This window comes from Corynebacterium sp. ZY180755 (assembly GCF_054331495.1).
Genome location: NZ_CM135811.1, coordinates 342,822 through 369,493, shown reverse-complemented (window position 1 = coordinate 369,493; position 26,672 = coordinate 342,822). Strand labels below are relative to the sequence as shown.

Sequence of the window (26,672 nt, the reverse complement as noted above, 5' to 3'; positions counted from 1 at the left end):
AATCACACCAATAGCAGGTAATAACTGGCAGAGCCTGCAACTATCGCCTGATCATGACTAGTCCCTCTTCCGTCGCCTGTCACCTGCGATCAAGCATCCGCCCGAAACGCTGAGGTCCTGGGGCCCACCGGCCCAGCACCCCAGGCCTCGCTCGAGCCACCTAGATCAGCTGATTCCAAAAACTCTCAGGCACAGTAAGCTCAGCGGTGTCTGACCCGCGCTGGTACGTGAAGTGGACAAGATCTTCCCAATCATTTCCCACCTCCACCGCATCCCAGCTACTGCGGCTATCAACGTAGGCTTCGCCTTCCAGCGGCACGGCGTCAAACTGTGGAGGCACGCACACAAGAACACGGTTGCGACCGCTAAAGAGCTGCTCAACCTTGGCTTCTTCCTCGATGATGCGCTTACGAGCCCACGTGATATCTGAGGTGGTTGGGCGTTTGCCACGAGAGGCTGCGAAGTCCTGGTCCACCACCGCAACGATTCCTGTGGTGTGGCGGCCAGTCAACACCACCAGATCAATGGTGACGTCTGGCTCAAACTTGCCACCTAAGCCACTCATCCTGCCGTCGGTGGATTCTATCGGGGCCCATACCTCAATGCCGCGGGAGATTGCTTCGCTGGCAACAAGACTCAGCAGGCGCGGGTAGCGCTCAATCTGCTCGCCGGTGGCTTGGACATACTCACCTGAACCGCTCAATGCTTCGAACTGTTCCTCGTACTCACGGGGTGTGACACTCCAGCCTTTTACTGGGTTGCCTCTGCGCACACATCGGGTGAATGTGCCGTCCGGCATGTTCTTGGCGTGGCGGTCGATGTGAAGCAGCTCCACCTCTGCATTCCCTGCCTGTACTTGGTCATAGGCGTAGCGTACGAAGCCTGAGGATACGCTCTTGGGGCCGGTGGTGACGGCCAGTACTGGCGGCGCAATCTTCTTCGCCGCCGCATAGGCAGTGAGCGCATGCATTTTTGGTGTCACAAAAGGCACCATGGTGGCGCCACGCGGCAGCTTAGGAGCGAATGCCACGGATGAGAAGCACCCCAACCTCATCGCGCCGAGCTCACCGGCGGTTGCCTTCACTGAGGACGGCACACCTAGGCTGCATACCAGCGCGTCTACGTCTGTATCTTCGTAGCTGGGGCTGTCCACCGCGGCAACCGGAGAGATGTTATCCCTGTGTGGATCGATAGCGCTCACCACTCCAGTGATCTCAGCGAGCAACGTCTCCATTTCCTCTCGGTTAGTAACGAGGTTGAAGCGATAGCGATCCCTGCGGGTTCCTTCTACCCTGCCTAATTCTTCCAGCTCCTCCATTTCTTCTGTGAGCCGTTCATTGGTCTCACGGAACACCACGGTCCACATGTGTGATTCTGAACCAAACACGAACCGGCCCAGGGCGTCACGCTCCACAAATAGACCGCGGGCGTTGTAGTCGGCGCGCTTGGCTTCACAGTGGATGATGCGCTGATTGAGGCGCAGCACAACGTCAAATTCAGCGACTGTAGAAAGCTTCGAGTGCCTGGAAATTCCCGCTACCTCATTGATGGTGACGCCACCCAGAATCTCGTAGTCCTCAGCACCTACTGCCGCATCCACTGCCACCGCGATAATGCCACCAGCCAGCACTTCGCCGGCACGACCGACGTCATCGGAGTCCACGTAGTGTGGATCGTATCCGGTGAAGTTTTTCGCTGCGGCAACCATAGCCTCCCGCAGGTCCTGCTTCGATTGGTTGTTGTTGGCGTGCCAGGCCACCACGGCCCTACGCAGGCGCTCCAAGTCAGCCGCTACTTTTACTAAGTCTTTATTGACCAGTCGGACTGGGCCAAAGTCCCACGTTGCGTCATATCCCAGGGCACCAATCATGTCCCTTAGGCTGTAGTCAGCCGGAACGTCCCTAAAGTCCACGCCAGCGCTGTCTTCAGCATCAAGAAGAATCTTGCCTGTCCAATTATCGAGGTAGCTGCGCAGCTGGTGTTGCGCGTTCCCATGATCTTCGAGGTGTTTCCACACCGCGCTTGCCGACGCTACTCGGGTGCCCGCAGTGTAGTGCAGCTCATAGGGCACGGCCATGGGCAGCGTGCCGAGCTGCTCTAGGCAATCCTCAAAATCATAGGCGTCGCCAATATCAAACAGGGTGAAGTCTAAGCCGCCGAAGCGGCGGCTTAGACGCAGGTAATCCACCATGGCGCGGGCCTCGCCCGCGGAGCTGGTGGTGTGTGCAATGGCCACCTTGCGGCCGTCGGTAAGCGTAGCGAGATACGGAAGCACCGCTGACGGATGGGACGAAAACAACACGAGTACGTCGTGGGAATTGGTCCGGTGATTCTTGCGGGTCACAGAGCATCCTTGGGGAAAGTACAAATTTTCTACTATTACTCCACCCTAGCCAGAGCAGGACCGCCGAGAAGGAGTTAAGGAAAATAATTCCGAAAAGACTACGTGGTACGAAAATTCCCACCGCTATCAAAGTTTTAGCTTTGGCAGCGGTGGGAGTATTTGCGCAAGCTCCTACGGTTGAACCTCGAATTGTGACTGATGGAGCGTGTAGTAATGTCCCTTCTTCCCCATCAGCTGGTCGTGACTGCCTTGCTCGACAATGTTGCCGTCCACCATCACGAGTATCACGTCCGCGTTGCGGATTGTGGACAAGCGGTGGGCAATCACGAAGGAGGTTCGGTTTTCGCGCAGCTGGTTCATCGCGGACTGGATCAACACCTCCGTGCGTGTATCCACGCTGGAGGTTGCCTCATCAAGAATCAAGATCCGAGGCTCACGCAGGAATGCGCGTGCGATGGTAACTAACTGGCGCTCCCCCTGTGACAGTGAGCCCGTTTCCTGAGTAATCACGGTGTCGTAGCCGTCAGGCAGCATATGCACGAAACGATCAACGTAGGAAGCCTTCGCCGCCTGGATGACCTCTTCATCCGTGGCATCTAGACGGCCGTAACGGATGTTTTCCATGATTGTGCCTTCAAAAAGGATTGCATCTTGTAGCACCATGCCAATTCGCTCGCGCAGGTCACTGCGCGGCATGTTCCTAATATCTTGCCCGTCCACGGCGATAGAGCCGTCAGTGATGTCGTAGAAGCGCATGATTAGGTTAACCAGCGTGGTCTTGCCGGCACCCGTAGGACCGACGATCGCGGCCGTCTGGCCAGGCTCGACCTTCAGGTTGAGGCCGTGGATGAGGGGCTCATCCTCCGTGTAAGAGAAGCTCACATCCTTAAACTCCACCAGTCCGGCAGTAGCCACCTCGCGGGTGACTAGAGACTTGGTGCCGGTTTCCTCCTTAGCATCGAGAAGCTCAAAAACACGTTCCGCTGAGGCCACACCTGATTGGATCATCTGCATCATGGAACCAAGCTGGCCCAGTGGTTGAGTGAACTGGCGTGAGTACTGAATGAAGGCGGTAGCGTCGCCCAGAGAAAGCTGTCCACCTGCTACCTTCAACCCGCCCAAGACCGCGATGACTACGTAGGAGAGGTAAGAAATGAAGTTCATGATCGGCATCATCATGCCGGAGAGGAACTGCGCTTTCTGTGCTGAGCAGTAAAGCTCCTCGTTACGCTCATCGAACACTCTTTGAGCCTCATCCAAACGTCCGAAGATCTGCAGGACCTCGTGGCCGGCAAAAGTCTCCTCGATGTGACCGTTGAGCATGCCGGTAGACTTCCACTGCGTGGTGAACTCGCGCTGCGAGCGCGAGCCAATAATCCCAATAACCGCACCAGTCAAAGGGATAGCTAACAGAGCCACCAGAGCCAGCTGCCACGAGACGCTGAACATCATGATGCCGATGCCTATGACGGTGAGGACGGCGTTAATAGCTTGAGACATCGACTGCTGAAGCGCCTGCTGAACGTTATCCACATCGTTGGTGGTCCGAGAAAGAATATCGCCGCGCTGGCCGCGGTCGAAGTAGTTCAGCGGCAAGGAGTTGAGCTTTGCCTCCACCTCCTGTCTAAGGTTGTACACCACACGCATCACAACGCGGTTGAGCAAGAAACCCTGCAACCACATGAAAAATGATGCGACCATATACAGACCGATGATCAATAGGATCAGCTGACCCAACCGCGTAAAGTCCACTCCAGCACCTGGCACCACATCCATGCCGCTAAGCATGTCGGCAAAGGTGTCATCACCACTGGCGCGCAGCCCAGCAACGATATCCTCCTTGCTCACTCCTTCTGGCAGTTGGGAGGAAATCGCACCGTCGAAGATGACGTCCATCGCGTATCCCAATACACGCGGAGCATAGACATTAAGAGCGACAGAGATGGCAACGAGCGTTAACACCAGCGCCATAATGAACTTGTGAGGTGCAACAAGCCCGAGCATGCGCTTCGCCGACGAAGCAAAATTCTTCGCTTGTCGCTGCGGTCCGCCGCCCACGGAACCTACTTTTTCTTCCAGCTCGAGAATTTCCTCGTCAGAAATGTCACCATTAGGCGCAGTCTGAGAACCTTGGGCAGTGGCCTTCTTCGCGTTCTTTTTCAGCGCCATGGGTTAGCTCACTTCCTCGCCATTGGCGGCAACCAACTGCGAATCAACAATTTCTTTGTAAGTAGGGTTGTTGTGGATCAGCTCTTCGTGTGTACCCCGACCCACTATTTCGCCGGCTTCCATAACAAGAATGGTGTCTGCGTCCATGATGGAACTCACTCGCTGAGCCACAACGATAACTGTGGCGTTCTCCCTGTCAGTCTTTTCCTTCAGTGCCTCACGCACACGGCGATCAGTCACCACGTCCAGCGCAGAGAAGGAATCATCAAACAAGTAAATACGCGGGTTAGCGAGAAGAGCGCGCGCAATACACAAGCGCTGGCGCTGGCCACCGGAAACATTCGTTCCGCCTTGAGAGATATTCATGTCTAGGCCATCTTCATCTTCGCGGACGAATGTTGCCTGTGCGGTGTTCAGTACCTCCCAAAGCTGATCGTCAGTAGCGTCATCATTGGCAAGGCGTAGGTTGGTAGCCACAGTCCCACTGAACAGGTACGGCTTTTGCGGCACCATAGACACATACTCCACTAAGTCCGCACGGGCCATGTCCATTACAGGTGTCGAGTCAATGGTTACCCTGCCTGAGGTAGGAGCATACAAACGCGGGATGAGATTGAGCAGCGTCGTCTTGCCCGAACCGGTGGAGCCGATAATCGCCGTAGTTTTACCCGGCTCCGCCGTGAAGCTAACGTTCTTAAGCACCGGCACATCCGCATTTGGGTAGGCGAAACTGACATTCTTGAATTCCACTACCCCTGCGCGCTCAGATGCACCCATGTCCTCTGAGGTCGTACTCGTCGGGACAAAAGGCAGGCTCGGCTCATGCTCGAGTACTTCTTGGATGCGGCCAGCACACACGAAGGCTCGCGGCAACATCATGACCATGAACGTAGCCATCATGACAGACATGAGGATCTGCATCAGGTACTGCATGAAGGCAGTTAACGAACCTACTTCTACAAGTCCTTCATTGACACGTTGGCCGCCGAACCACAACAACGCGCCCGTAGCCACGTTGAGAACTAGGGAAATGAGTGGGAAAAGCATGACGAACAGGTTGCCAATCCGAACAGACAGTTCGGTGACCTCCGTGTTCGCCGCATCGAAGCGCGCGGCCTCATAGTCTTCGCGAGTGAAGGCACGCACCACCCTAATTCCAGCGATTTGCTCGCGCAAAACAGAGTTGATGCGATCGATCTTCTTCTGCATCTGCTGAAAAAGGGGCATCAATCTCAGACTGATGCCAGATACGGCGACGGCTAGGGCCGCCACAGACACCGCGACCAGCCAGCTTAGGCCCGCATCCTCGCGCACAGCCATGACAACGCCACCAATCATCATGATGGGAACCATCACCATGAAATTCAGTGCCATCATGAATGAGGTCTGCACCTGTTGTGGATCATTAGTGCCTCGAGTAATCAGTGACGCCGAATCAAAGTGAGCAACGTCCTGCGCGGAGAAGGTTCCTACCTTCCTGAACACAGCTGCACGAATGTCACGGCCCGTACCCATTGATGTCTTCGAACCGAAAAACACGGCTGTAATCGCGGTAATTACCTGCAGGAATGCTACTGCCAACATGATCCCGCCAGTACGCCAAATGAACGGTACGTCTCCTTGGGCTACACCCTCGTCAATAATCCTTGCATTTAGGCTAGGCAAGTACAGGGTGGCCAAGGTGGAAGCAGCTTGAAGCACCACGATCATGGCAATCATGCTGCGGTACGGTCGCGAATACTCGCGCAGAAGACGAATGAAATCCACGAAGACACTCCTTAGAAGAATTACACCGGAGTTCCCAAGCCCCCAATGCCCGAAGTTTCAGCAACATACAGTCACATGAAAATAATCTTCGCGGGATATTACTCGTCTATTCACCTAAAAAATAGCCACCACAGAGTAACAAGGTAGATGACGGAACTCCTTACCCAACCCTTAAGATTGGTGTCCATGACAACACCAAGCATGTTCGAAGGTATTCCAATCGCAGAGTACGCGTTTCCTGGACCACTTCGAGATGAACTTATCGCAGCCATTAAGGAGGGCAAGAAAACTACTACCTCTTCCCTGCTTCAGGAGTATGAGGGCCTAGGCGAGCCTCTCCCCGTAGCCGGCGAACGTGAGGCAGTAATCAATTCTGACGGAGTAGTTGAAGTAATAACCCGAATCACCGCCGTGGCGATTGTTCCCTTGGCGGACATCACCCTAGAACATGCACTCGGCGAAGGTGAGGGGTTTGAAACGGTAGCACAATGGCGAGCAAGCCATGAACGCTTCTGGAGGTCACAAGAGTTCCGCGATAGCCTCGGAGCTGAAGAGGTAGTCCTGGACGATACAACCGCTGTCGTCTGCCAGACATTTACTGTGGAGCGGTTCGTGTAACCTTCGGCTCGCCCATCATATTCCCAATGCCTCTCAAGAACCGAACTTGAGGTCTTAGGAATTACATGAAAAAACCCACGCATCATCAGATGCGTGGGTTAGATAGCTTTTAAGCTACAAGATTACTTAAGGGTAACCTTTGCGCCAGCCTCTTCGAGCTTAGCCTTTGCAGCCTCAGCGTCGTCCTTGGAAGCACCCTCGATGATAGCCTTTGGTGCGCCCTCAACGAGCTCCTTAGCTTCCTTCAGGCCCAGGCCGGAAACGAGCTCGCGAACAGCCTTAATAACGCCGATCTTCTTAGCGCCTGCGTCCTCGAGAACAACGTCGAACTCGTCCTTCTCCTCAGCAGCAGCAGCCTCGCCGCCAGCAGCGCCTGCAGCAGCTACAGCAACTGGAGCAGCAGCGGTAACCTCGAAGACCTCTTCGAATTCCTTAACGAACTCGGAGAGCTCGATCAGGGTCATTTCCTTGAAAGCCTCAATGAGCTCGTCCTTGGTGAGCTTAGCCATAATGGTGTTCCTTTCGGTTGTGAACTACCAGCACCGTTGTGCCGCATATGTAGTTCTAAAAAGTTTGTGTTGTTTTGTTAAGACAAGCCGTGGGGCGTGTCTTACGCTTCCTTCTTTTCCTGGAGCGCAGCAGCAAGGCGTGCGACCTGGGAAGCAGGAGCGTTGAAAAGGCCTGCAGCCTTTGCCAAGTTGCCCTTCATAGCACCAGCAAGCTTTGCGAGAGTGGTCTCGCGGTTGTCCAGCTCAGCAAGAGCGTTAACCTGCTCAGCGGACAGTGCGTTGCCGTCCATGTAGCCACCCTTGACTACGAATGCCTTGTTATCAGAAGCGAACTTCTTCATTGCCTTAGCGGCGTCAACAGCCTCGCCCTTAATGAAAGCAACAGCGGTTGGACCGGTAAGAAGATCATCAAGGCCTTCGATGCCAGCATCCTTAGCTGCCAGCTTCAGAAGGGTGTTCTTGGCGACGGAGTACTGGACATCAGCACCGAGGGACTTACGCAGCTCAGTGGTCTGAGCAACGGACAGGCCGCGGTACTCGGTAAGTACGAAAGCATCGGTCTCTGCGAAACGAGCCTTGAGCTCTGCCAGAGAGGATTCGTTCTTAGGGTTTGCCATTACTTCGCCTCCTTCCTCGTTTACGGTTCTTATATGGATCCGCCGAGGCTTATGTTCAAAACAAAAGCCCCGTGCAAGAGCACAGGGCGTACATTAACCAAAAGGTAATGAACTTCAAGTGACTCCTGCGTGGGCCGTTCCAATGAGATTTGGAAACCTTCGAGTTCATTCATATGAATGAGCTGACCGACGGTCTACGGTGAAACTTGGTCGAGGCATCGAAAATCGCCTCGTTCAAACTTCGTTGGGTAATACTAGGGCATCATTCCCACTTTGGCAAATCCCTCCGCCAAAAATTTTTCCATTGCCCCTATCGCCTCGTAGGCCGCTACTGCGGTTGCCCCACGTGCGGTCTAGTATTAGCCGCATGTTGTCATCAGCGAGCGTGGCCGATGCAGTGGCCCAGTTGTACCCGCGCAGCTTTGTCACCCATTGGGAACACCCTGATCAAGGCATGGATCACCGCGTCCACATCGCCCATCTTTCCACTGGCGAGGCTCTTGTTGTTCGCTGGCCACTCACCCAGCCATACAAGGAGCATGCAGGAGTTGAAGCACGTATCCTCTCTACCCTTACGAGCACCCTCTCAGCGCAGAGTTCCTCACCTGCCACGTTGCCCTCGGTGCTCGCGCTTGCACCCACGTTCCACATCCAGACATACGTACCAGGCCGGCCAATCGATGCCTCCCTGTGGAATCGGCTCAGCACCTCTGAACGATCGCGAGTTATTGATCAGCTCGGGAGCTTCTTGGACGCAGTGCGGAATACCAACAACGAGGAGGAGACCCGATGGATCGTGGAGAATGAGCCCAATACTCTCAATCCCCGTGCTCTTCCTTTCAAGGTGGAACTATCCTACGAGCGCGCTCACAAAGCCCTTCTCCCGTTACTGTGTCCCAAGGCAAGAGACCGGGTAGAAGACATCTTTCAGTCAGTGAGGGCAATGGTGGCTGATCTTTCCCCCACACAGCTGACGCTCGTCCATTCGGACCTCTACGCCACGCACCTGCGCTACAACGACGGCCTCGGGATCATAGACTTTTCCGACATGAACGTCGGCGATCCTGCGATCGATCTCCAACACCTAGCTGAGATCTCACCGGAGCTCGCCGCAGGCGTGTGCGTCGATGCGGAAATGCTGCAGAGAGCTCGCGTGTACAAGCAGTGGGACAATATTTTCCTCGTTGTTGATGCTTTACGACGCAACGACCACGCCTCAGCACGTGAGCTGCTCAGCGCCACGTTAGGAGGATAAACAAAAAGGGTTCCTGCTTACGCAGGAACCCTCACAAGCTATACGCATCAAGCGCACAATGTGGCATTAAGCCTCTTCGGTGTAGTTCTTCTGAACGGAGGTGTCAACAGGAACACCTGGGCCGAAGGTGGAAGCCATGGTTGCCTTCTTGATGTAGACACCCTTAGCGGAGGATGGCTTCAGACGGTTGATCTCATCCAGCAGCGCGCCGTAGTTCTCAGCCAGTGCCTTTGCATCGAAGGATGCCTTACCGATGATTGCGTGCAGGTTAGAAGCCTTGTCAACGCGGAAGGAGATCTTGCCGCCCTTAACGTCAGCGATTGCCTTAGCAACGTCGGTGGTAACGGTACCGGTCTTAGGGTTTGGCATCAGACCACGTGGGCCCAGAACGCGTGCAACGCGGCCAACCTTAGCCATCTGGTCTGGGGTTGCGATTGCAACATCGAAGTTGATGGTGCCGGAGTTGATCTGCTCGATCAGCTCGTCGGAGCCAACGACGTCAGCGCCAGCTGCCTCAGCCTCGGTAGCCTTCTCGCCAGCAGCGAAAACCGCAACGCGAACGGTCTTACCGGTGCCGTTTGGCAGGGAAACGGTGCCACGAACCAGCTGGTCAGCCTTACGTGGGTCAACGCCCAGGCGGATTGCAACGTCAACGGTTGCATCGGTCTTTGCGGAGGAGGTCTCCTTGACCAGCTCAGCAGCCTTCAGTGGGTGGTACAGGCGACCCTTGTCTACCTTCTCAGCAGCGGCAAGGTATGCCTTAGAACGCTTGTTGCTCATTTGTGAATCCTTCAAAATGATTGTGTTTGTACAAAAGGATGTGTGGTTCGAGCCGAAGCGGGCTCTTCCACAGGCGGTGCAAGCACCGCCGTTAGATCAGCGTACAGCCTTAGGCGTTTGGCTGATCCTTGATGGTGATGCCCATGGAGCGTGCGGTACCAGCGATGATACGTGCACCCATCTCGAGGTCATTAGCGTTGAGGTCCTCGAACTTGGTCTGTGCGATCTCCTTGCACTGATCCCAGGTGACAGAGCCAACCTTGTCAGTGTGAGGAACGCCAGAGCCCTTCTTCAGGCCAGCAGCCTTCAGCAGGAGCTTTGCAGCAGGTGGGGTCTTCAGCTTGAAGGTGAAGGAGCGATCCTCGTAAACGGTGATCTCAACTGGAACAACGTTACCGCGCTGGGACTCGGTTGCTGCGTTGTAAGCCTTGCAGAACTCCATGATGTTAACGCCGTGTGCACCAAGTGCTGGGCCAACTGGTGGAGCTGGGTTTGCAGCGCCTGCCTCGATCTGAAGCTTGATCAGGCCAGAAACCTTCTTCTTTGGAGCCATCTTTTTACCTCTTCCTTGTTAACGGCATCCCATAACCGAGGTCACTACTTAGGCAGTAACCGATGGGCTAACGGCTATGGAGCCGTCCGGATGCTCAGGTACCTCAGCGCATAACCTGCGGTTTTGTGCCTTTGTCACTGGGCCACCGGGAATAAACGATTATCTGTGCGCGATAAAAGACACGCGAGGGGTAATGATACACCAAAACCCGCTGACCTCCAAAAGTTTTCTGAGGCTACAGCGGGTTTAGTGAGTGCTAGGACTGAAGGTCTACCAGACAGTTAGCTGATCTTTTCAACCTGGTCGAAGTCAAGTTCCACAGGGGTCTCACGACCGAAGATGGATACGAGAGCCTCCAGCTTGTTGGACTCGGTGTTGATGGCAGAAATGGTTGCAGAGACACTCGCAAGGGAACCGGTGAGGATGGTGACTGCGTCTCCTACCTCGAGGTCGGTAGCAACCTTTGGCTTCGCGGAATCGGTCGGCATTGCAACGACCTTCTCGCCGTCCTCGTTAGTTGCGGAATCGTCCACAGTCTCCTGTGGCATCAGGAACTTAGCAACGTCACGGTGCTTCACAGGGGTAGCGTTACCCTCGTTACCCACGAAGGAGGTAACACCTGGGGTGTCACGCACGACGGACCAGGCACGGTCATTGATATCCATGCGGACCAGAACGTAGCCAGGCAGCAGCTTGCGCTTAACCAGCTTGCGCTTACCGTCACGGATCTCAATAGCTTGCTCGATTGGAACAACGACCTCGTAGATGGAGTCCTCAACCTCAAGAGTCTGGGCACGCATGTCAAGGTTGGTCTTCACCTTGTTCTCGTAACCGGAGTAGCACTGAATGATGTACCAAGAGCCTGGCTTCTTCTTCAGCTCGCGGGTGTATGCGCGCAGACGCGCCTTGTACTCCGCATCGGGTGCAGCTTCAGCATCTGCGGCCTCAGCCTCATTAGCGGACTCTAGGTCAGCTTCCTGGACTGGCTGCTCGACGGTCTCAAGGTTAGATTCCTCGAAGGACTGCGCTTCCTGCGCAGCCTCATCGTTCAGCTTCTCCTCAACTGCCTCATTGAAAGCATCTGAGAAGGTGCCACCCTCGTTCACATCACTCATGGAAAAATCCGTTCTTTAAGTTTGTTCCCTTACACAACCCCATCGGGACTGCCTTCTTCATCATGCTACCTAATCCAGTAACACAAAATTTTTATCCCGCCGAACCTTGTTGAGGTTTCGGCGGGATAGTGTTTGTTGTTTTACATCCTAGCTAGGGAGTCAGTACCTTCTCAACTCCAAGGCCAGCCAAGAAGTCTACACCCGCCACAAGTGCGGTCATGAGGATCAAGAAAGCGAAGACGATAATGGTGTAATTAACCATCTGCTTGGCGGTGGGCCAGATAACCTTCTTCATTTCCTCAACAACTTCAGGCAGGAAGGAGGTAACCTTGTTCCCCTTCTTCTCATCGCCGTCAACTGCGACAGCGTTCTTCGCCTCGTAGGAGGAAGTGGACGTGGTACTTACACCCGCCAACTGACGCTTGCCGGTTGGGCGCGCGGCGCTCACCTTCTCTGGCTTATCCTCAGTCACGGTACTCCTAAAAGTTTCAGTAAAAAGATCTCAATGGGCCACAGTTGTGGCGCATTGCGCTAAGTTTGCTGCTCACCGCGATCCGGCGGCAAGGAGATCTAGATGAAGGCATGGATTCATGCCTGATAACAACGCTACGACTATAGCAAAGCTCGCAGGATAAATATAACCCCGCTCAGAAACTACCAGCACCAACGTGCATCCAAAAAAGGAAAAACGCTGGCCTCAAGAGTGAGACCAGCGTTTTCGTTTTGCAGGGGCGACAGGACTCGAACCTGCAACTTACAGTTTTGGAGACTGTTGCTCTACCAATTGAACTACGCCCCTATTGAATTGTCAGCACCTTACAAAAGGTACTGGCGCTACTCTACCAGACACACTCCCTCTTGGAGTAATTGTCCGAACCGGTAACTGTTTTAAGAAAAGGCGCCTAATGAATGTTCATTTGGCGCCCGCATTTCTTAAAAGTAGCGATGGCGAGAATTGAACTCGCGACACAGCGATTATGAGTCGCTTGCTCTACCACTGAGCTACACCGCCCCGATCAATTCCACCGACTAAGCAGTGAAAAAGAACAGAGCCCCCTGACAGAATCGAACTGTCGACCTTTTCCTTACCATGGAAACGCTCTGCCGACTGAGCTAAGGGGGCACAGCATCAAGAGAATACTTAGCGTGGATTTATCCGCGCCGCTCCGTTGAAGCCTTGTAAAGATTAACCCAAAGCCTAGTTTTTCACAAATCCCCTGCACAACACAGAAATTTCAGCCCTTTATCGTGTCTTCTATTTCACACTCAGGTTAATCGCACAGGAACGAAAAAGACCCTCTCCACAATGGAGAGGGTCTAGCTGGTGCCAGGTAGAAGATTCGAACTTCTGTAGGCAATGCCGACGGATTTACAATCCGCTCCCTTTGGCCGCTCGGGCAACCTGGCGTGCACCTTGGTGCGCTAATAACTGTACAACACACACCTAGGTAACCTACAAATCAGCACGCCACAGGGCTTTTTGCGGCGTGCTGACGGAAGTATTTTTGCGTTTTTAACCCACGCGGCTGGCGGTGAATTTGGCCAAGTTACGCAGGGCCTCGGTGGTGGGGTTGTCTGGCAGCGCAGCGAGGTGTGACTCCGCCTCCGCCAGGTAGTGGCGGACATCCGCGAGCGCACGCTCGCGCCCCGTAGACTGAGAGAGCAGCTCGAGGACGCGCGCGACCTGTGCGTCGTCGGTAAGCGGACCCGTAAGGATACTGCGGAGCTCGTCACCTACAGGGGAATCTTCCTCCAAGGCATACAAAACTGGCAGGGTGAATACGCCCTCGCGCAAGTCAGTGCCTGGGGTCTTTCCAGAGTCAAGGCTGTCAGAGAAGATATCAATGAAATCATCGACGATCTGGAAGACCATACCGATCGCAGCGCCGTATCCCTGTAGCGCCTTAATGTGGTCCGGCGATGCCCCCGCATGCATAGCACCTAAGTAACCTGCGGTGGCAATGAGAACGCCTGTCTTCTCCTCAATCACCTTCATGTAATGCTCAACGGGATTGGAGCTACCTGCACCAATGGTCTCACGCATCTGGCCGGTAACGAGCACCTCAAAGGTGTCAGCAAAGTGGAGGACGGTTTCAGCACCCAGCTCTCCCATGATGCGGGAGGCGTGAGCGAGAAGAATATCGCCCGCAAGAATAGCCACGGAGTTATTCCATCGGGAGTTTGCACTCTCAACGCCGCGCCGTTTCTCGGCCTCATCCATCACATCATCGTGGTACAAGGTAGCCAAGTGCGTGGCTTCCACAACTACCGCTGCCTTGATTACATCATCAGATAGAGGAGACGTGCCGTAGTTCGATGCAAGAAGAGCAAACATCGGGCGGAAACGCTTGCCACCAGCCTTGGTGAGGTGCAGGACCTTCTCAGAAACAAAGTCAGCGCCCTGGCTCAGCTCGTGGCGCAACTTCTCCTCAACGCGCTGCATGCCCTCAGTAATCACTGCGTTGAGTTCGGCGTCACCAAGATCAACCTGGGCGCCTACCGTGCGCTCAGTATCTTGAGTACGGGACGCGTTATCAACGTTGCTCATGCGTTTCTAGCCTCTTTTTGACCTTGGACCTAAATAATGGATTTTCAAGCGAGTAGGAAATCTTCACAAAACTTCATGTCACTAGGGAATGAAGTCAATACCCCGTACAACTCTAGCCGTTAAGTGTTCTAAAACCGTAACTTCTACCCACTTTGGATCACTCTAACCTACCTGCCCGGCTGACTTAGCCACCAACTACAAGCCTCAGGTGGCTTAATTGCTCCCATTGTTGCCACAATAGGTGACGTGAGTTCAAACCTAAACACCAGCTCGTCCGTCCTGACCCCGGAGCTCCTCATCGTGGGCGCCGGCCCAGCAGGCTCCTCCGCCGCCATTCACGCCGCTCAGCGCGGCATGGAAACCCTCATCGTTGACATTGCAGATTTTCCCCGCGACAAGACGTGTGGTGATGGGCTTACTCCGCGCGCTATTCATCAGCTGGACAAGCTTGGTCTAGCCAAGGACATCACAGACAACTACACATCCCTGGGCCTCAAACTGCATGGATTTGGCGGATCCGTCACAGCCGCGTGGCCTGACTCCACATTCGGCACCGTGGGTTCAGCGATGGCCCGAAGCGAATTTGACGCCTACCTCCTCAACCATGCGCGCGAAATGGACGCAGTAACATTCCTGGGCGGCGTGGGGGCCGAGGACGTAGAACTCTCGGCGGTCGATGGCATCACATCGGTGTTACTGTCCGATGGCCGTACCGTACAACCAAAGTTTGTGATCGTAGCTGACGGCGTGCGGTCCACCTTTGGCAAACTGCTAGGTCGCACATGGCACAAGAACGAGGTCTACGGCATCGCAGCCCGTTCCTACTGCGAAACCCCCAAGTCCAACGAACCTTGGATCCATTCCCACCTCGAGTTGAGGGCGCAGGACGGCAGCATTCAGCCCGGTTACGGGTGGATATTCCCGCTCGGAAATGGCCTAGCTAATGTGGGTTGCGGGGCACTTTCCACCGACAAGCGCCCCGCCAAGATCAATACGAAGAAACTTCTGCATTTCTACGCCTCCCAACAAAGCACAGAGTGGGGCTTTGGCGAACCACAGAAGGTCACCTCTGCCCTACTCCCCATGGGCGGTGCAGTGACCAACGTGGCAGGCCGAAACTGGGCTCTGATTGGTGATGCTGCGGCGTGCGTGAATCCTCTCAATGGCGAGGGCATCGACTACGCCCTAGAAACGGCAGCCCTAGCAGTAGGGCTTCTCAACACCGGAAAAGACCTCACCCTGTTGTGGCCATTTACACTGCGTGAGCACTACGGGGAGGCATTCATGCTGGCACGCACCGCCGCCCGCTTGCTCACCTACCCGCAGTTCTTACCACTCGCTGGCCCGCTTGGAATGCGAAAGCCGTTTGGTAAGTATTTGATGCCCGCTGCTGCACGCCTCATGGGCAATCTTGTCACTGATGAGGACAAAGACTTGGTCGCCCGCGCATGGAGGCTATCCGGCAGAGGGTTGCAGTCCATAAAGAAAGACTCCCCGCTCTGGAGCTAGAAATGCCAGTGCGCGTAGAGAATTCTCTCTACGGGCACTGCCCATTAAATGTAGCTGCGGAGATTACACTGTTGGCTTGGTGGCCGAATGCAGTGCAACGATGCCAAACGTAAGGTTTTGCCAACCAGCATTTTCCCAACCGTTTTCGTTGATGGCCTTTGCCAGATCTTCTTGATTCGGCCACGCACGGATTGAGTCTGCCAGGTACTCGTAGGAATCAGGGTTGGACGATACCAGTCGCGCAACTGGTGGCAGCAAACGCATGAGGTACTCCTTGTATACGGTCTTGAACACCGGCACGGTAGGCGTGGAAAACTCCGCAACGGTGAGGCGACCACCTGGTTTTGTTACCCGCGCCATTTCCGCCAAACCTGCGCGGAAGTCATGAATGTTGCGCAGGCCGTAAGAAATAGTGACCGCGTCAAAGGTATTGTCAGCGAAAGGCAGCTTCATGCCGTCACCACATACCTTTGGCACATCACGATGTTTACCGGCAGCCAGCATGCCCTGGGAGAAGTCACACGCCACGCACCAAGCCCCAGACTTGGCTAGTTCCTCAGTAGACACGGCCGTACCGGCGGCCAGGTCGAGCACCAGCTCACCAGGCTTGAGGTCAAGGCGCTCGCGGGTTCGGCGACGCCACACGCGGTCCTGGCCGAAGCTCAGAACCGTGTTGGTGATGTCATATTTCTCACCCACGGCATCGAACATCTTTGCCACGTCTTTGGGCATTTTCTCCAAGGTTGCTTTAGACACGCATCTCAGTCTACTCACACTGCATGTCAAGCACCGAGCCCGCTGATCACCTAGCGGTGTTGCAGGTGTCTGATCCCTCGGAATACTGAAGACACGTCAGTGCTACGTGGCTGAGCAACCGGCGCCTGATCAATTACTTCGCGGTAGTGCTTCATGAGCATTGAGCATTGGGCATGCCACGTCTTATGCTCCACCCCGTGGCGAGCGTTTCTTCGAAGCTGCTCATGAACGCTAGGATCCAGCACCCGATCAACCGCACCGCTTACATCGCGCTCAAATGTTGCAACCTCGAGAAGTTCACCGTTGTGGCCGGGGATGATGAGATCAATGGGCCCCCCAGCCCTAGGCCCAATCGTTGGCACACCGGCCGCTTGCGCTTCCTGGATGGTTTGGCAGAAGGTTTCAAACTCGCCGGCATGGACGAACACATCAAAGCTGGCATACGCGGCTGCTAGATTGTCGCCGCCGAGCGCACCCGCGAAATATGCTTGTGGCATCAACGATTCCAGTTCCGCCATCTGCGGACCATTGCCCACAATCACAAGCTTCAGATCCTCACGCTGAGCCAGCGGTGCAAGCCGCGCTATTCCTTTTTCCGCGGCAAGGCGACCCACAAATCCAACAATCTTCTTAGTCCCGGAGGGATCCCAACGACGCCGGAGAGCCTCGCTTCTCTTTGCGGGATGGAATCGAGCAGAGTCTACTCCCCTACCCCAGCGATGAACGTTGTTCACGCCATGAGATTGCAAAGCCTCCACCGCTACTGAACTAGGCGCCAAGGTTCGATCACACTTATTGTGAATCGTTCGGGTCCAGTCCCACGAGGCCTTCTCGAATGCCTTGAGTTTGTACCGCGTAGAGAAACCGGCGACGTCAGTCTGGTAGACACCCACCGTGGGGATACCCAAGCGGTGAGCCGAAAATGCCGCACTAGCGCCCAAAACAAAAGGTGATGCCAGATGCACAACATCAGGTTCGAACGCCCGCAGTTCATTAACCAATGACTCATGAGGGATTCCCACAGGAAGCGAGTTGACCAGTGGAAACATTATGGAGGCCGTGCCTACTACGGGGAATCCCAAGTAATCGTGATAGGGGTGAGCGTCTCGTGATTCTGGGGCAATGACCAGTGCTTCATGGCCGTGTTCTTTGAGGTGCTCCAGCACCCTCAGGACCGAGTTGGTGACGCCGTTGATGTTGGGTAGGAAAGACTCCGCCACGATTGCTACGCGCATAGCTTAAAGTCAATCCTCCTCACACAAATTCGAGCTTTAGTTTAGTTTGCGAGCTCATGACAGTTCAACGAATATTCGGTTACCTCGGCCGGCGTTTAACCGCCCGCCGGCAGCTGATCTGAGGTGTTACAGATTCAAAATGCCGTGCGCGGCAGAAACCCACTGTCCAAGGGCGCACAGCCTGCGATTCACCACCCGTTAATCAGATGCGTCTTTTCTAGTTCGCGGTGCAATGGTGGTTACTTTGACCGTGCCACCTCGGCTGACGGTGAAATCATTCATCGCAACTCGCCTGCGGATGTAACGCGCAGTGACCAAGTCAACTAACCACCACAGCAAAGCAAACAGGAACGTTGCCACTGCTGCTACAGAAAGCGCAGGGATAATGGCCAACGTCCATTGACGGCCCTCAACTTTGACCAAGTTGGCATTGTCCCTAGCGTAATTGACCCATACGCGCTGTCCTTCACCCAAGTCGGTCGGGTACAGAATTCCTTCCGGAGGCAGTTGATAGCGCCCTTGATCATCCTGAAACTCCACGATTGCTCGGGTATCGCTCACATCCACCACTCGGGCCAAAGCACGGCCTGGATTGGACTCAATCTTGTAATCGTTGATTGCAGGACCGCCCACCATACCCAAGCACCCCAATATCGCGCAAGCAAAAATCAGGATCAGAAGCTGATGAATGCGTCTTTTGATTCGCTCAGGGCGGTAGATGGGGACCTGAGTGGTGGCGGAAGTACTCACACGGTGACTTTCTTGCTCAGAGCTTGGTGCATTGCACGACGAGTCTCGCGGGTAGTACGAGCCTCGATCACGGTAAACCCACCAGCATCTTGCGTATCCTGCAGAGCCTCGATGAGGCTCTTTACGTCCGTTGCTTCTACGTAATCGATACCGTAGGCACCGCAAAGATCCGAGATCTCAACCTCGTGCGGGGTACCGAAAGCACGCTCAAAGGATGGCTTGTACTCCTCTGCTCCTACCTCGAGCGTTTCAAAGATTCCGCCACCATCATCATTGGCCACCACGATGGTGAGGTTCTCCGGCCGTACTGAGTCCGGCCCGATGAGCAATCCACCAACGTCATGAAGGAACGTGACATCACCGAGCAAGGCGAGGCAGCGTGGCGGGCGAAGCTCGTCGGCATGCTCAGATTGGTTGGCAATGGCCATGCCGATGGCCTGGGAAATGGAGCCGTCGATGCCGGCGGCACCACGGGCTGCGAAGGTATCCACGCCGTCGAAAGGCATGCCCACAAAGCTCAGATCACGAACCGGATTGGAGGAGCCGATGAACACACAATCATTGGTGGCCACAGTATCACCCACAGCCGCGGCAGCATGCAGACCCGTAAAACCGAATTCCTCTTGGGAAAGCACATCGCGGACGGATTCAGCCGAAAGGTCGCTCGCCGCATCGCAGATCTTCAGCCACTCCTTCGTAGGCTTTCCTGACACCTTGACCGTGGTTCCAACTACCGCCTCCCGGCGCGCTGGGTTGGTGACGGTCTCGGTCCGGGAGAGGATGTAGAGCTCGATCTCCTCGTCCTCCATCAGCGCACTGACCCCGCGGTGCAGCGTTGGGTGCCCCACCACAACGATCTGCTCTGGCTTAGTGTTAACTACGTAACCTTCGGCGGAAACCTGCTGGCGGGCGAAGACACTGGCAGCCAGCGGATGCACTGGGTGGAACGGAGCTGGCGCGGTTGGCTCCGCGATAGCAGGGACATCCTCAAGCCCAGGAACCTCCCATGCCTCATCGCCGGCGATGACGAGCGTGCGTCTAGTAAGGTCCAGCTCTACCTCACCGTGATTAACCAACACGGGATTGGCTAGGCCGAATGGTGCTTGTTTTTCCACCGCATCGGTATCCGCGATAGTCATGAGGGTTTCTTCAACCAACGGCACATCCAGCGCCACGTTGAGATGGACCTGCTGCTTAGTGAACGCCTCAGCGATGATGCTTTCCGCGTTAGGCGTCTGAGCGCTGATCTGCGTGGTGGCCACCGCAGTGCCAAAGATGCCTTGCTGATTAATGGTCTGGTTGGCACCGGTGCCGATCAGGTGTTCCGGACGGTCCGCTGAGATCATCACGAACGGCACGTGCGAATGTGATGCTTCAACCATCGCGGGCACGCAATTAGCCACAGCAGTACCAGAGGTAGTGACCACACCTACGTGGCGCTTGGAAAAACGCGCCATACCTAGTGCAAGGAAGGAAGCGCTGCGCTCATCAATACGAGTGTGAACGCGGATGTCATCACGAGCAAGAAGCGCCAAACTCAGTGGCGAATTCCTAGAGCCGGGGCAGATCACAACGTCAGTGAGGTGGCGGGCTAGTTCTTTCGCTACAAGGCGTGCAAGCTCAGGTGAATCAGTCATGGCACATAGTTTAGTGCCCCTAGCAAGTTCGGGTTTAGGCGGTGGCATCTATGCTGGCTTGCATGATCGATTTTTCCGCTTCCGCTGCTGTGGTGGCGCCGCAGTTGCTTGGCTGCTATCTCACGCATGCTGGCGTGACAATCCGATTGACGGAGGTTGAAGCCTACACAGGGGCTGATGATGAAGGCTCTCACACCTTCCGAGGTCAGACGGTTTCCAACAGGGCCATGTTTGGCCCACCTGCCCACATGTACGTCTATGCCTCCTACGGGATCCACCGCGCCGGAAATATTGTGTGCGCCCCACTCGGCAACGGGCAGGGAGTGCTGTTGCGGGCTGCCGAAGTCATAGAGGGCTTGGATATCGCTCATACCCGCCGTGGCGATGTTCCCCACCATCGTCTGGCGCAAGGTCCAGGCAATCTTGGAAAAGTGTTAGACCTCCACCGCCGGCATAACGGCGCACCTATCACTGGCCCAGAATTCATCTTTGCCGAGCATCCGACGCGACAGGATGAACAGATTCTTGTGGGAAAACGCATTGGTTTAACTAAGAACGCCCAAGCCCCTTTGCGATTTTGGCTCGCTGGCAATCCCACTGTTTCTAGGCCAAACAGCATTCGGGTGGGGATGCCTTTTCCTCTGGATGGGTCGTCTGAGCAACCGTAGGCAAGTCCGTTTAGGGATTGGGACAAAAATCTAAACTTTGTGCGCTTTTTACGCACTACGGTGGTCAAAAAACCACTCAAAGATTAGTTTTTTGCTCCCTGCTCAAGGTATGGCCAGCACTCCGCAACTCGCTGGAACCACCAATCCTTACGATCCGCCGAGGCAGCCAAGGTATCAAGACGATCAAGGCTCGGTTCCAGCATGCCCACGCCCATGTGTCCATCCACTATCGGGCGGTCCTCAGTGATGTCCTCCACGAACAACCGCTGCGTACCCAAACCTGCGGCTGCCGGTGGCACGTCATAGTCCTCGTCGTCAGTCATCTTTGGCAGCGCCGCCACCGCGGCAATTCCGGCATTCATGCCCACACCCGTGTCCAAAGCCGATGCCACAGTAATGTCCAGCCCGCGCGCACGCATGAACTCAGCCAACTGCAGCACTTTTCGCGGCCCACGCAGCGGAGCAGCCTTAACCACAGCAACATCCACCGCGTTCTCACGCGCCACGAGGTAAGGATCCTCCGCCTTACGAATCGCCTCATCAGCAGCAACCCGCACAAACAATCCGTTGCGGACAAGAAGCTGTCGTAGCTCTTTCAGTTCCGCCACGCTCCAGCATGGCTGCTCCATGTAATCCAACGGCCCCAGCTGCTTTGCAGCCTCAAGAGCCTCCTTAACACTCCAGCCACGGTTAGCATCCACACGGACGATCGCATTTGGCACAAGCTCACGGACCGCAGCGACTCGGGCAATGTCCTCAGCGAGCGTCTGGCCTTTCTCCGCCACCTTCACCTTCACGGTTCGGCAGCCTGGGAAGCGTTCCAGCACCGCGGCTACCTCACTGGCAGTGACTGCCGGAACCGTCGCGTTGATCTCAATGCGATCACGTACCGGTTCAGGAGCCCCCTGCCAGCCCATCTCCACCGCACAGGCCAGCCAGTTCGCCGCCTCCGGTGCCTCGTACTCCAAAAACGGTGAGAACTCTCCCCAACCCTTGGGCCCCTCCACTACTAGGGCCTCACGCGTAGTTACTCCGCGGAATTTTACCCGCATGGGCAAGCTCACCACGTGGGAGCGGGAAAGGAAGTCGTCCAAACTTGGGGCAGGGAAAGAAGTCATGGAAACCAGTCTAGGGCCCCAAGATCGTTACTATTGATCACATGAGCAAAGAACCTGCACGCAGCTACAGTACTGACAACCCATTTAACCCCGATTTATGGAAACCTGTTGAGGGTTTTGAGGACCTCACGGACATCACCTATCACCGCCATGTGGGAAAAGGCCGCGAGTTTGGCATCGTCCGCATTGCGTTTGATCGGCCTGAGGTACGCAATGCTTTTAGGCCTCACACCGTGGATGAGCTGTACCGCGCACTCGATCACGCGCGCCGCACTCCAGACGTTGGCACTATTCTCCTCACCGGCAACGGCCCGTCCCAGAAAGACGGTGGCTGGGCGTTCTGCTCCGGTGGCGATCAACGCATCCGTGGCCGCTCCGGCTACCGTTACGCCACGGAGCACAACCACGATGATGCCGTAGCGGATGAATCTACTGTGGATACCGCACGTGAAAAAGTAGAAGGAGGCCGCCTACACATCTTGGAGGTCCAGCGTCTGATCCGCACGATGCCCAAGGTTGTCATTGCTGTGGTCAATGGCTGGGCCGCCGGCGGCGGCCACTCTCTGCACGTGGTGTGCGATATGACCATCGCCTCTCGCCAGGAGGCCCGCTTCAAGCAGACCGACGCTGATGTCGGTTCCTTTGACGCGGGTTATGGTTCCGCCTACTTGGCCAAGATGGTGGGCCAGAAGTACGCTCGCGAAATCTTCTTCCTGGGTCGCACCTACGATGCGGAGCGTATGCAGCAGATGGGTGCCGTGAACATTGTCTCTGACCACGGCGACTTGGAGAATGACGCCATCCAGATGGCACGAGAGATCAACACCAAGTCACCTACCGCACAGCGCATGTTGAAGTTTGCTTTCAACCTCACTGATGACGGGCTCATGGGGCAGCAGGTCTTCGCCGGCGAGGCAACCCGCTTGGCGTACATGACCGACGAGGCAGTAGAGGGCAAGGAAGCATTCCTAGAAAAGCGCGACCCTAACTGGGACGAGTTCCCGTACTACTACTAAGGCACTTTCCTTGGGCGCTGTCACTAGTAGTGGCAGCGCCCACCTTGTTCCTAAGCAGACCTCTTCATCCGCTCTCCCAGCAACGTCATACCGGGCCGTACATACATTGCACGCACCCTAAGTTCCGGAGTGCACGCGCAGGCGGTGAGCGGACTGTCACTAACTCACTATTCAGTGTAGTAACTTCACTATTTGGGCGAGGCGAACCTTTTCAAATCAGCACCCCAGCACCGGAACCACCCCACCCAACACGTTTCTCGCATGTGCGCCAGTCCCTTAAAACGCCCCGCTTCGGTTTAAGATTGCTGATTATGCGCCACATGCTTGAACCGTTTACTGTCCATCCAGAAAAGATTGACTCATTCCTTGACGCCCTCGAGGAAGCAATCGCAGGCAAGCGCACTCTCCTCCCGCTCCCCCACAACGACGAAGCGCGCGCAAAGAAGCTTCTTAACTCCCAGCGCGCTGGTCTCCCCATCGACTCCGATATTGCGCTGGTCATGGCCACGTCTGGCTCTACTGGAACCCCCAAAGGCGCGATGTTATCGCCGCTGAATCTCGTCTCATCGGCTGATGCAACCCACCAATTCTTGGGCGGTGAAGGCGCGTGGCTGCTGGCTATGCCCGCTCACCACATCGCCGGCGTTCAAGTGTTATTGAGAAGCCTCATTGCGGGAATAGATCCGATGGTGGTGGATGTCAGCAAAGGCTTCTCCATCCCAGACTTCGCCAACGCCGCCGCCCAGCTCAGCAGCGAGTCGAAGCGATGCTACACCTCACTCACCCCGATGCAGCTGTTGAAGGCAATGGACACCCTCATGGGGATTGAGGCACTGAGGCTTTTCGACGCCATCCTGGTGGGCGGCGCGCCCCTGCGCGCCGATGATCAGCGCGCGGCTAGGGAACTTGGCATCAAGGTAGTCTCCACCTACGGTTCCTCCGAAACCTCCGGAGGCTGCGTGTATAACGGCAAGCCAATCCCCGGCGCGAAAGTACGCGTGAGAGGTGAGCGAATTTACCTTGGTGGCCCTATGGTCGCGCAGGGTTACCGCAACGCCGATACGTTACGGACTAACGATGCTTTTAGTGAAGAAGGCTGGTTCGCCACCACGGACACCGGCACACTGAACGACGGCATCTTGACTGTTACCGGCCGAATGGACACCGTAATAGATTCCGGCGGGTTGAAGATTCACCCCGAAATGTTGGAACGTCGCATGACAGACTTACCGACGGTCACCGCCGCGTGCGTAGTAGGCATACCAGACCATCGCCTTGGCCAGGCCATCGTGGCCGCGTATGAAGGCACCGCCGATCCCACTGCAATCATTGAGGAACTCGATGATCTTCCGCGTTGGCAACTGCCAAAGGAAGTTAGACGCGTGGATGCTTTGCCATTAGCAGGGCCAGGCAAGGTGGATCGACAGAAGGTTATTGGCCTTTTCCACGACCTAGCGAACTAATTAAAGCCCATCAAGCAGGCTAAATTTTCTGCTCCAAAAGTAAAGCCTAGGTGGGGGGAATGCGCATGTGAGCGTTTGACGAGAGAAAATATCCGAATCTAATGTTACTTCTGTGAAAATTAAACGTACCCTCATTGCCTCCCTTAAAGCAGCCTCACGCACTGCATTAACCATGTCCGTAGCTGTTGCCACCGTCGCAGGCGTGGCTACCGCAGCACCAGCCGCTACTGCACAAATCCCTAACGTGCAGCTGCCACCTATCCCAAGTTCTTCCGATATCAAACTGCCTGAGGTGAAGCTCCCGCAGGTTCAGCTGCCTCAAATCAATATCCCGAACGTCAATATCCCAGGATCTAGCGCACCAAAGCCTGCTGCACCGAAGCCAGCTACAACGAAGATCCCAGCTGGAAACCCGAACGCAAAGCCTGCACCGCGCATCAATAACGGCGGAAGCATGAGCGTCTACACAACCTCATCTGGACGTAATCGCCGCTACATCATCAACATGCCTACCCACTACAATCCTGAGCGCCCAGCGCCAGTTTTGTTCGGCTTTGACGGTTGGCGCGATAGCCCAGAAAACTTCCGACGCTACTCCCGTATGCATGAGACCGGCGCGAACCGCGAGGCAATCCGCGTCTACCCAGAATCCATCAACCACGGCTGGGAAGGCGCCCCATACGCAGTCGTTCGCCCAGGCGAAGACATCAAGTTTGTCACTCAGATCATCGACGAGCTCGACCGTACTTACAACATCGACCGTCGTCGCATCTACGCAACTGGTCACTCTAACGGCGGAGGCATGACCGCTGTTGTCGCCTGCCACCTTCCTCATATCTTCGCTGGCGTTGCCGCAGTCGGTGGCGCGTTCTACAACCCAGTGAACATGAACTGCCGCAACGAACCTATCCCATTCCTCATCATGCACGGAACGGGTGACACCATGATGAAGTTCAACGGTGGTGCTCGCCACGGTGGCAAGCCATACCTGCCAATCCGTACTCTTCTTGCTAGCTACATCCGCCGCAACGGTTGTAACCCAGCTCCGCGGATCACCAACATTGCAGGCGGCAAGCGCCACGTATATGGCTGCTCCCGAGAAGACCTGCAGCTGATCACCAACCCACAGGACCACACTTGGAACCGTACCCCTGACGCTTCCCAAGAAGTATGGAACTTCCTGTACCACCAGCGTAAGTAATAATCTGCTTCACGTTCACGCCGTCTCGCTTTAGGTGAGGCGGCGTTTTCTCATTCTGTACCGCTGGGTAGATAATGGGTTCTATGTCTTTTGTCGATACCTCTTCACACGCATCCGGTAACGCCACTTTCGCCGATTGGCTCGAAGGCGCTCGCCCTCATACGTGGGCCAATGCTTTTGCACCCGTCATCGTGGGAACGGGTGCGGCAGCATTTCATGATGGTTTCAAGCCTCTTCACGCCATTCTCGCGGCGCTTGTCTCCTGGTCACTGATCGTGGGCGTGAACTACGCGAACGACTACTCTGATGGCATCCGCGGCACAGATGAAGATCGCTCAGGCCCCCTCCGCCTGACCGGATCAGGACTGGCTACTCCGGCTTCTGTTAAACGCGCTGCTTTCATCGCTTTTGGTGCAGCAGCTATCTTCGGCATTGCGCTATCCCTGCTGAGCTCTTGGTGGTTAATCTTGGTGGGAGCCATCTGCATCCTTGGCGCTTGGTTCTACACAGGTGGCAAAAACCCATACGGTTACCGCGGTCTTGGTGAAGTGGCCGTCTTTATATTCTTCGGTCTAATAGCAGTTATGGGCACTCAGTTCACCCAACTAGGCCGCATTACGTGGGTGGGTCTACTGTGCGCCATTGCTGTAGGTTCCATGTCAGCCGGCGTTAATCTGGTTAATAACCTGCGTGACATACCCACGGACAAAGAGGCAGGAAAAATCACCCTTGCAGTGCGTTTGGGAGATACCAATACCCGCACGCTTTACCTAGTTTTGGTCCTTCTTCCGGTGCTCGCCTCTATCGCCCTGGCAGTTGGCGCCACCCCGTGGGCGCTCCTTGGATTCTTGAGCGCTCCTCTGGCGTGGATCGCCGCACAACCTGTGCGCAAAGGTGCCCAAGGCAAGGAACTGATACCGGTCTTAGGGGCTACCGGCAAGGCCATGGCGTTGTGGGCTGTTCTCACTACCATCGGGCTCGTCCTTGGTTCCTAAGATTAAGAAAGCACCCTGCACTTACATTGTGCAGGGTGCTTTTTGCGCG

General features: G+C 55.5%; 23 protein-coding genes and 4 tRNA genes. 8 read left to right on the top strand and 19 right to left on the bottom strand.

Annotated elements, in window-relative coordinates; translation table 11 throughout:
* Positions 1–160: 160 nt before the first annotated feature.
* From ACXM2N_RS01735 to ACXM2N_RS01725, 3 genes are all read right to left on the bottom strand, one after another.
* The gene (locus tag ACXM2N_RS01735) at positions 161–2,344 is read right to left on the bottom strand and encodes a hypothetical protein (protein WP_458489418.1); all 2,184 of its coding nucleotides are present in this window, start codon (positions 2,342–2,344) and stop codon (positions 161–163) included.
* Positions 2,345–2,515: 171 nt separating this feature from the next.
* On the bottom strand, positions 2,516–4,513 hold the full coding sequence (locus ACXM2N_RS01730; RefSeq protein ID WP_458489416.1) for an ABC transporter ATP-binding protein: 1,998 nt from the start codon (positions 4,511–4,513) through the stop codon (positions 2,516–2,518).
* Positions 4,514–4,516: 3 nt separating this feature from the next.
* Positions 4,517–6,280 (bottom strand): ABC transporter ATP-binding protein, encoded by a 1,764-nt coding sequence (locus tag ACXM2N_RS01725; protein ID WP_458489414.1) that lies wholly within the window; start codon positions 6,278–6,280, stop codon positions 4,517–4,519.
* Between the two features lie 186 nt (positions 6,281–6,466).
* On the opposite strand from ACXM2N_RS01725, the gene ACXM2N_RS01720 reads away from it, so the two are divergent.
* A complete protein-coding gene (locus ACXM2N_RS01720; protein ID WP_458489412.1) occupies positions 6,467–6,898 on the top strand; it encodes an ASCH domain-containing protein in 432 nt (143 codons plus the stop codon).
* Positions 6,899–7,020: 122 nt separating this feature from the next.
* Here the strand turns inward: ACXM2N_RS01720 and rplL are convergent, their stop codons facing one another.
* Positions 7,021–7,407, bottom strand: coding sequence for a 50S ribosomal protein L7/L12 (gene rplL / locus ACXM2N_RS01715; RefSeq protein ID WP_458489410.1), 387 nt, complete (start codon positions 7,405–7,407; stop codon positions 7,021–7,023).
* 101 nt (positions 7,408–7,508) lie between these two features.
* The gene (gene rplJ / locus ACXM2N_RS01710) at positions 7,509–8,024 is read right to left on the bottom strand and encodes a 50S ribosomal protein L10 (protein WP_458489408.1); all 516 of its coding nucleotides are present in this window, start codon (positions 8,022–8,024) and stop codon (positions 7,509–7,511) included.
* 367 nt (positions 8,025–8,391) lie between these two features.
* Here rplJ and ACXM2N_RS01705 point away from each other — a divergent pair, with 367 nt between their 5' ends.
* Positions 8,392–9,279: a phosphotransferase family protein gene (locus ACXM2N_RS01705; protein WP_458489406.1), complete on the top strand. Its 888-nt coding sequence runs from the start codon at positions 8,392–8,394 to the stop codon at positions 9,277–9,279.
* Positions 9,280–9,345: 66 nt separating this feature from the next.
* On the opposite strand, the gene rplA is transcribed toward ACXM2N_RS01705, so the two are convergent.
* From rplA to ACXM2N_RS01660, 9 genes are all read right to left on the bottom strand, one after another.
* Positions 9,346–10,059, bottom strand: coding sequence for a 50S ribosomal protein L1 (rplA, locus tag ACXM2N_RS01700; RefSeq protein WP_458489404.1), 714 nt, complete (start codon positions 10,057–10,059; stop codon positions 9,346–9,348).
* A 109-nt stretch (positions 10,060–10,168) separates the two neighbouring features.
* Entirely contained in the window at positions 10,169–10,612 is a 444-nt protein-coding gene (gene rplK, locus ACXM2N_RS01695; protein ID WP_458489402.1) for a 50S ribosomal protein L11, read from the bottom strand.
* A 281-nt stretch (positions 10,613–10,893) separates the two neighbouring features.
* A complete protein-coding gene (gene nusG, locus ACXM2N_RS01690) occupies positions 10,894–11,727 on the bottom strand; it encodes a transcription termination/antitermination protein NusG (RefSeq protein ID WP_458489400.1) in 834 nt (277 codons plus the stop codon).
* A gap of 151 nt (positions 11,728–11,878) precedes the next feature.
* Complete coding sequence (secE, locus tag ACXM2N_RS01685; RefSeq protein WP_458489398.1) at positions 11,879–12,199, bottom strand: preprotein translocase subunit SecE; 321 nt, start codon at positions 12,197–12,199, stop codon at positions 11,879–11,881.
* A gap of 254 nt (positions 12,200–12,453) precedes the next feature.
* Positions 12,454–12,526, bottom strand: a tRNA-Trp gene (locus ACXM2N_RS01680).
* Between the two features lie 141 nt (positions 12,527–12,667).
* Positions 12,668–12,739 (bottom strand) — tRNA-Met (locus tag ACXM2N_RS01675).
* A gap of 38 nt (positions 12,740–12,777) precedes the next feature.
* Positions 12,778–12,850 (bottom strand) — tRNA-Thr (locus ACXM2N_RS01670).
* 199 nt (positions 12,851–13,049) lie between these two features.
* Positions 13,050–13,134 (bottom strand) — tRNA-Tyr (locus ACXM2N_RS01665).
* Between the two features lie 106 nt (positions 13,135–13,240).
* Positions 13,241–14,275, bottom strand: a complete 1,035-nt coding sequence (locus ACXM2N_RS01660; RefSeq protein WP_458489396.1) for a polyprenyl synthetase family protein — start codon at positions 14,273–14,275, stop codon at positions 13,241–13,243.
* A 246-nt stretch (positions 14,276–14,521) separates the two neighbouring features.
* Here ACXM2N_RS01660 and ACXM2N_RS01655 point away from each other — a divergent pair, with 246 nt between their 5' ends.
* Positions 14,522–15,784, top strand: a complete 1,263-nt coding sequence (locus ACXM2N_RS01655) for a geranylgeranyl reductase family protein (protein WP_458489394.1) — start codon at positions 14,522–14,524, stop codon at positions 15,782–15,784.
* Positions 15,785–15,847: 63 nt separating this feature from the next.
* On the opposite strand, the gene ACXM2N_RS01650 is transcribed toward ACXM2N_RS01655, so the two are convergent.
* From ACXM2N_RS01650 to menD, 4 genes are all read right to left on the bottom strand, one after another.
* Positions 15,848–16,540, bottom strand: coding sequence for a demethylmenaquinone methyltransferase (locus tag ACXM2N_RS01650; protein ID WP_458489392.1), 693 nt, complete (start codon positions 16,538–16,540; stop codon positions 15,848–15,850).
* Between the two features lie 50 nt (positions 16,541–16,590).
* Entirely contained in the window at positions 16,591–17,775 is a 1,185-nt protein-coding gene (locus tag ACXM2N_RS01645; RefSeq protein ID WP_458489390.1) for a glycosyltransferase family 4 protein, read from the bottom strand.
* A 198-nt stretch (positions 17,776–17,973) separates the two neighbouring features.
* The gene (locus ACXM2N_RS01640) at positions 17,974–18,525 is read right to left on the bottom strand and encodes a DUF3592 domain-containing protein (protein WP_458489388.1); all 552 of its coding nucleotides are present in this window, start codon (positions 18,523–18,525) and stop codon (positions 17,974–17,976) included.
* A complete protein-coding gene (gene menD / locus ACXM2N_RS01635; RefSeq protein WP_458489386.1) occupies positions 18,522–20,162 on the bottom strand; it encodes a 2-succinyl-5-enolpyruvyl-6-hydroxy-3-cyclohexene-1-carboxylic-acid synthase in 1,641 nt (546 codons plus the stop codon). The genes ACXM2N_RS01640 and menD overlap by 4 nt, the downstream gene beginning before the upstream one ends.
* A 62-nt stretch (positions 20,163–20,224) precedes the next feature.
* Between menD and ACXM2N_RS01630 the strand changes: the two genes are divergently transcribed.
* On the top strand, positions 20,225–20,830 hold the full coding sequence (locus tag ACXM2N_RS01630) for a DNA-3-methyladenine glycosylase (protein ID WP_458489384.1): 606 nt from the start codon (positions 20,225–20,227) through the stop codon (positions 20,828–20,830).
* Positions 20,831–20,913: 83 nt separating this feature from the next.
* On the opposite strand, the gene ACXM2N_RS01625 is transcribed toward ACXM2N_RS01630, so the two are convergent.
* Complete coding sequence (locus tag ACXM2N_RS01625; RefSeq protein WP_458489382.1) at positions 20,914–21,948, bottom strand: o-succinylbenzoate synthase; 1,035 nt, start codon at positions 21,946–21,948, stop codon at positions 20,914–20,916.
* A gap of 41 nt (positions 21,949–21,989) precedes the next feature.
* Between ACXM2N_RS01625 and ACXM2N_RS01620 the strand changes: the two genes are divergently transcribed.
* From ACXM2N_RS01620 to ACXM2N_RS01605, 4 genes are all read left to right on the top strand, one after another.
* Positions 21,990–22,964, top strand: a complete 975-nt coding sequence (locus tag ACXM2N_RS01620; protein WP_458489380.1) for a 1,4-dihydroxy-2-naphthoyl-CoA synthase — start codon at positions 21,990–21,992, stop codon at positions 22,962–22,964.
* Positions 22,965–23,275: 311 nt separating this feature from the next.
* Complete coding sequence (gene menE, locus ACXM2N_RS01615) at positions 23,276–24,427, top strand: o-succinylbenzoate--CoA ligase (protein ID WP_458489378.1); 1,152 nt, start codon at positions 23,276–23,278, stop codon at positions 24,425–24,427.
* 112 nt (positions 24,428–24,539) lie between these two features.
* On the top strand, positions 24,540–25,628 hold the full coding sequence (locus ACXM2N_RS01610) for an alpha/beta hydrolase family esterase (protein ID WP_458489376.1): 1,089 nt from the start codon (positions 24,540–24,542) through the stop codon (positions 25,626–25,628).
* Between the two features lie 83 nt (positions 25,629–25,711).
* Positions 25,712–26,623, top strand: a complete 912-nt coding sequence (locus ACXM2N_RS01605; RefSeq protein WP_458489374.1) for a 1,4-dihydroxy-2-naphthoate polyprenyltransferase — start codon at positions 25,712–25,714, stop codon at positions 26,621–26,623.
* Positions 26,624–26,672: the final 49 nt, after the last annotated feature.